This is a genomic window from Pantoea sp. Morm (assembly GCF_016643525.1).
GTDB lineage: Bacteria > Pseudomonadota > Gammaproteobacteria > Enterobacterales > Enterobacteriaceae > Pantoea > Pantoea dispersa.
Window position 1 is genome coordinate 1 of sequence record NZ_VOQX01000210.1, and the last position, 2,147, is coordinate 2,147.

1 protein-coding gene and 2 pseudogenes are annotated in these 2,147 nt (G+C 54.3%); 2 read left to right on the forward strand and 1 reads right to left on the reverse strand.

The window, feature by feature from the left end; genetic code table 11:
* Together FT726_RS26880 and FT726_RS26885 are read left to right on the forward strand one after the other, a co-directional pair.
* Positions 1-90 (forward strand): annotated as a pseudogene (locus tag FT726_RS26880) (transcriptional regulator RcsA); the annotation flags it as partial.
* A 176-nt stretch (positions 91-266) separates the two neighbouring features.
* Positions 267-1,973 (forward strand): methyl-accepting chemotaxis protein, encoded by a 1,707-nt coding sequence (locus FT726_RS26885; RefSeq protein WP_346303806.1) that lies wholly within the window; start codon positions 267-269, stop codon positions 1,971-1,973.
* A 77-nt stretch (positions 1,974-2,050) separates the two neighbouring features.
* Here FT726_RS26885 and FT726_RS26890 read toward each other — a convergent pair.
* Positions 2,051-2,147 (reverse strand): annotated as a pseudogene (locus FT726_RS26890) (hypothetical protein); the annotation flags it as partial.

A 2,147-nucleotide genomic window follows, 5' to 3' on the forward strand; every position in this document is an offset into this window, starting at 1 on the left:
AAAATTAAGACACATAATAAACAGGTTATTTATCATGTGGTGCGACTGACCGATAATGTGACCTCCGGTATTTATGTCAACGTGCGATAGTCCTGCATGTAAACAGTTTGAGTAAATAGCCGTAGCCGACAAAGGGCCAATCCGCAGATTGGCCCTTTGTCGTTTTGCCTGGATCTGGGAGCCAGGTCTCATTTCGCCCCCTAATCCTTTAGCCTGAACTGCCGATGCTTGTTCTCAGAACACCTACCCAAAATGAGAGCAAGGATATGAAAACAGCATCGATTGATGAGCAATATAAGCTCAGCATCTGGCAGAACCTGCGCCTGATGCCTCTTTTCAGCATGATCTTTGGTGGCATTCTGCTGCTTTTTGCCCTGTGTATCGGCCTCGCCAGCTATTTTTTAATCCAGAGTAATAATTCCCTCAACGATGCGACGGATGAAATTCAAATCCGTATGGGCATCTCTAATAGCTCGAACCATTTACGTACCGCTCGCCTGAACGTGCTGCAATCAGGCGCCGCCGCCCGTATTGGCGAAATGGATGGCTATCGTGCCGACCTGGCGCGCACCGAAACCCGCATCAAACAAGCGCGCGACGGTTTTAAAATCTACATGGATCGCAAAGCGAAGACACCTGACGATATTGCACTGGATGCCCCTCTCACCGCGGCCTTCAATGACTATATCGACAAAGGTCTGAAGCCGATGATTGAATCGGCGAAGCAAGGCAGCTTCGAAGGGATCGTGGCGCAGGAAACCGACGTGACACGCAAGTTGGATGATGCGTATAACGCGGTATTACTGAAAGCGATAAAAATTCGTACTGACCGTGCCGAAGCGATCAACGCGGAAGCTGCGCACCAGTCCCGCGTCGGCTTTATTGCCATGGCTGTGGCCTTTGCTGCTGCACTGGTATTGGTGCTCCTCACCTTCGTCTTCCTCCGCCGTGTGGTGATCAGCCCGCTGCGTCAGTCAGTTGAGCGTATTGAGCGTATTGCGCAGGGCGATCTGACCGCACCGGAACAAGCGTATGGCCGTAGCGAGATCGGTAGCCTGTTGCATAATCTGCAACTGATGCAGGCCGCACTGGTGCGTACCGTAGGCACCGTCCGCGAAGGCGCCGTTGCCATCTATCAGGGTTCCAGCGAGATCTCCGCCGGTAACACCGATTTGTCTTCACGCACTGAGGAGCAGGCTTCCGCGCTGGAGCAAACCGCTGCCAGCATGGAACAGCTCACCGCGACCGTGAAGCAAAATGCGGAGAACGCCCATCATGCCAGTCAACTGGCTGCGGATGCTTCCGGCAAAGCCCGTAGCGGTGGTGAGTTGGTGCATGGCGTGGTGAAAACCATGAACAATATCTCTGGCAGCTCGAAGAAAATTGCTGAGATCACCAACGTCATTAACAGTATCGCCTTCCAGACCAATATCCTGGCGCTGAACGCGGCGGTAGAAGCAGCGCGTGCCGGTGAGCAAGGGCGTGGTTTCGCCGTCGTGGCGAGCGAAGTACGCAATCTGGCCCAGCGTAGTGCCCAGGCCGCGAAAGAGATTGAAACGCTGATTGCCGAGTCGGTTGAGCTGATTAATAACGGTTCACATCAGGTGGGTGAAGCTGGCTCGACCATGGGTGAGATCGTCGAGGCGGTGCGTCGCGTCACCGATATTATGTCGGAAATTGCCGCCGCCTCTGATGAGCAGAGCCGTGGCATTCAGCAGGTGAGTCTGGCGGTTACCGAGATGGACAACGTGACGCAGCAGAACGCCTCGCTGGTGGAAGAAGCCTCTTCAGCGGCAGCCTCGCTGGAAGATCAGGCGGGCCGTCTGACACAGGCCGTTGCGGCATTTAAACTTAACGATTCACCCGCATCGCGAGTGATGGCACCTTCATCAGGCACCCTGAAGGCCCCGACGCTGACACCGCGTCCAGCATTGGCAGCGGCGAACAGTAATGACAACTGGGAAACGTTCTAAACTGTCTCACCATTATTGATGGCGTCTGTTAATACACATCAGGTGCACCTTTGCGTGCACCTGATTTTTATGTCGCCTCAGGCTTCTTCGTAGGGCTCAACAAACACCCCTTCCGCATGGTCGCTTTCATTAAAGAACCAGATCCCCAGCGGATAATCCTCCAGCGCCACCAGG

Bases quoted from the DNA above. Each gene is read 5' to 3' on its own strand.
- FT726_RS26885 (WP_346303806.1), top strand. From the start codon at position 267: ATGAAAACAGCATCGATTGATGAGCAATATAAGCTCAGCATCTGGCAG.